The organism is Roseibium sp. (assembly GCF_025698965.1).
Classification (GTDB): Bacteria; Pseudomonadota; Alphaproteobacteria; order Rhizobiales; family Stappiaceae; genus Roseibium.
Window position 1 is genome coordinate 1 of sequence record NZ_JAILWL010000591.1, and the last position, 3,494, is coordinate 3,494.

A 3,494-nucleotide genomic window follows, 5' to 3' on the forward strand; every position below is an offset into this window, starting at 1 on the left:
ACTCAGGTCATTCATCGCCTGTCTCCCTTGAGAGCATCTCGTCCAATGCATCGAGGCGCTTGGCCCAGATGGACCGCAACTCCTGAAACCAGCGGTCGATTTCACTGACCGGGCCCATATCCGGCTCAATCAGGTGTTCCCGCCATTCAGTCCGCCGGCGCACGAGACCGGCGGCTTCCAGGATTTTGATGTGCTTCGACACGGCGTTCAGGCTGATGTCGAAATGCTTGGCGAGATCGGTGACCCGTGTGGGGCCATGCTGAACCAGAAGCGTCAACAGCTCCCGCCGCCGAGGATCACTCACCGCTTTCAGAATGTCGGTAAGCTTCTCATCATCAAGCATTCGTTCAACCATTTGGTTGAATTAATACAATCAAAGACATCAGTCAACCTTTTAGTTGAATGAATTGCGAAGCAACTGCAAAAAGACTTATTCCTTGCCGACATCCTCGACATAGACCAGCGCCCTGCCCTGGCAGATCCGCGTTCCATCCGCGGTTTCGCAAACTGTTTCCAGATCAACCAGATGTTTTTCCGGTCTCAGACGCGTGATGGTAACCGATGCGATCAATTCCTGTTCGACCGGAGCAGGTGTCAGAAATTCAAGACTTTGTTTCAGGTAGTTGGTCCCGCGCCCAGGCAGCTTCACCCCAAGCAGATAAGAGAACAAACCGCCGATCAGCGGTCCGGGAACGCTTGATGGAACCGTCTCGTCATCACCGGCCAGGCTCGCGAAATCCCGCATGTCCTGCGCCGAATACATGCGGACCAGTTCCGCCTTTTGCCCAAGAACCAGTGTCATTACGCGTCTCCCAGATCACAGGTACCCGACAATGTCACAGCACCATCGTCGCTTCGGCTGACTTCAATCAGGATCCGACCGGGCTGCGCGGCTGTTTCTGAAAACGTGAATGTCAGCTCTTCATCCGCATAGGACGGGTTCGGGAACATCAGGGTTTGCAGCACATGCTTGCGACCGGGATAGAGCGCGGCGAGATGCGCGAAGACCCGTGTATAGAGCAACATCCCATGCGAGACCGTTCGCCCGAAACGGGTGCGGGCGGAAAACTCCGGATCGACGTGGATCGGATTGTCATCCCCGGAAAGTTTCGCGAATGCGTCGAAATCTGACTGTCGCGGTATCCAGGTAAAGGTCGCGCAACCGGGCGCGTCTTCGGTCAGGCTCATGGCTCAGGCGTCCTCGGATGCTCTTTTAGCAGAAAGGGTTTCTTTGAGAATGTTCTTGCGTACTTTCCCCGCCGCCGTGCGCGGCAGGTCTTCGACAATGGAAAAACTCTTCGGGATCTTGTACGGCGCCAGCCGCTGCCGACACCATTTCGGCAAGGCCTTGAGATCCAGACTTTCACCGGGGCGAGCAATCAGATAGGCAGCGCCGACTTCGCCCCATTTCTCGTCCGGAACGCCGATGACGACCGCCTCCAGGATTGCCTGATGGCTGACAAGAACCTTCTCGACCTCAGCGGGATAGACGTTCTCGCCACCGGAGATGAACATGTCCTTGATCCGGTCGACAATGTAGAAGTAACCGTCATCGTCGCGCCGGGCGACATCGCCCGACTTCAGCCAGCCGTCGATGGTGAAGGCCGATACGGTCGCTTGCCTGTTGTCCATGTATCCCGGCGTGATGTTGGGTCCTCGAAACTGAACTTCGCCTTCACCCGGACCTTCCACAATGCCGCCGTCACCATCGATCAGCCGGACGTCCGTCAGGATCTGCGGTTTGCCGACAGACCCGATTTTCCGCGCGGCGTTTTCCCTGTCCATCAGGAAAACGGTCGGACCGGTTTCAGTCATGCCCATGCCGTTGCAGATCGTGACACCACGGTCCTGAAACGCGACCAGAAGATGCTTTGGAACCGGCGCACCTCCGCACCCCAGAGATCGTACCTTGGAAAAATCGGTGTTGTTGATGTCAGAAGAGAGCGACAACGCCTGATAGATGGCCGGCACGCCGAAAAAACTTGTGACTTTGCCGCTGTCGATCAGCGTGAGAACCGTTTCAGGTTCGAATTTGCGCATGACGGTTGAGGACCCGCCATTCAGGAAAATCGGCAATGTCGGAAGGTTGATCCCGGCCGTGTGAAACAGCGGCAGAAAATTCACGCCTTTCTCACCAGTCGACAGTCCGGTCGCCTGGCAATAATTGATCATGTTGGCATAGGCCATGCCTGCTGTCTGGATCACCGCTTTCGGCAAGCCGGTCGTACCGGAGGTGAACAAGAGATACCAGGGAGCGTTGGCTTTGATCCGGCCACAGCCGATTGCGGCGGGACTGGCATCCTGCAAGACGTCATCAAGCGCGCTGCTTGCGCTGGAATTGGACCCAATCGGCAACAGATCGATGCCGGAACCACTGGTAAGCTCACCCGCCGCGGCTTCAAACGGCTCATCGAAGAAAAGTAACCTGGCCTGCGATGCCGTCAGGATCGGTTTCAACTCCGCGACCGGCTGCCGCCAGTTGAGTGGCACGAGCAGGATCCCGGTTTTTTGCGCGGCGAACAGGAGAACAAAGAAGTCCGGATGGTTGTGACAGAGCACTGCCATGCGGTCGCCTCTTTCAAGCCCCTTGTCCAGAAGCAGGTTACCAAGCCTGGTTGCCCGGCTGTTGATCTCACAGAACGAGAAACTGCGTCCGGTGTCATGGTCGACAAATGCAACAGCGTCGGGCGTCAGCTCCGCACGCTTTGCAGCCATATCGGTCAAAAACTCCATGTGTCCTCCCAACGCCCGGTGTCGTACACTTGGTGCTTGAATTGGAATTTCGCGCTTCAGGCGCTTTTTCTGGTAAAGCGGCGCATTCCTTCAAGAGTTTCCGGTCGGGCAACCAACTCCAGAAAGCGCTGCCTTTCCTGTTCCAGACGAATTCGCGCCAATTCGAGACGCTCGCCACCCCAGACATTCTTGCGGGTCGCGCTGTGAGTCTGGGCATATCGTTGCCGCAATTCTTCGATCCAGTCATCGATCTGGGCAAACAGCTCACTCCGGGGCCGCATGCTTGCCGCCAGTCCGAAGGTCAGAGCGTCACTGGCAGACAGGCGTTGGTTCAGATACTGAATCTGGAGGGCTTTTGCCGTTCCGATCCGGCAAGAGTGCTGTCCAGCCACCATCCGGGCCGAAGCCGACTTCCGAATAGTAAGGCTGCACGAATGCACCTTCCGATAGCGCCACAAGATCGGCGGCCAGCATGAATCCTACGGAACCACCCGTAACCGGGCCATTGACGGCTGCCAGAACCGGGGCAGGAAACCGAAGCAGATCCAAAATGGCTTCATGCAGCGCAGAAACCAGCTCATCCGCATAAATTGCCAGGTCTCGTTGCGAAGTGGCATGCTCCAGAAAACCACCGATGTCACCGCCGGTCGAAAAGCTCGGCCCGCGACCGGACAACACCAGCGCCACAGGCGCCTTCTGCTCCGCCTCCGCAATGGAACATCGCAATTCGTCAATCAGGTCAGGCACAAGCGCATTATGGC

At 57.0% G+C, this 3,494-nt stretch carries 6 protein-coding genes; all 6 read right to left on the minus strand.

Annotated elements, in window-relative coordinates; translation table 11 throughout:
- Positions 1 to 7 precede the first annotated feature (7 nt).
- Positions 8 to 343 (minus strand): helix-turn-helix transcriptional regulator, encoded by a 336-nt coding sequence (locus K5905_RS30045; RefSeq protein WP_297591351.1) that lies wholly within the window; start codon positions 341 to 343, stop codon positions 8 to 10.
- A gap of 87 nt (positions 344 to 430) precedes the next feature.
- Entirely contained in the window at positions 431 to 802 is a 372-nt protein-coding gene (locus tag K5905_RS30050) for a phosphate acetyltransferase (protein WP_297591352.1), read from the minus strand.
- Positions 802 to 1,188, minus strand: a complete 387-nt coding sequence (locus tag K5905_RS30055) for a MaoC/PaaZ C-terminal domain-containing protein (protein ID WP_297591354.1) — start codon at positions 1,186 to 1,188, stop codon at positions 802 to 804. The genes K5905_RS30050 and K5905_RS30055 overlap by 1 nt, the downstream gene beginning before the upstream one ends.
- A 3-nt stretch (positions 1,189 to 1,191) precedes the next feature.
- Positions 1,192 to 2,733, minus strand: coding sequence for an AMP-binding protein (locus tag K5905_RS30060; RefSeq protein ID WP_297591356.1), 1,542 nt, complete (start codon positions 2,731 to 2,733; stop codon positions 1,192 to 1,194).
- Between the two features lie 56 nt (positions 2,734 to 2,789).
- Positions 2,790 to 3,014, minus strand: coding sequence for a hypothetical protein (locus tag K5905_RS30065; protein WP_297591358.1), 225 nt, complete (start codon positions 3,012 to 3,014; stop codon positions 2,790 to 2,792).
- Between the two features lie 28 nt (positions 3,015 to 3,042).
- On the minus strand, positions 3,043 to 3,494 hold a 452-nt coding region (locus tag K5905_RS30070; protein ID WP_297591360.1), incomplete at its 5' end, for an enoyl-CoA hydratase/isomerase family protein.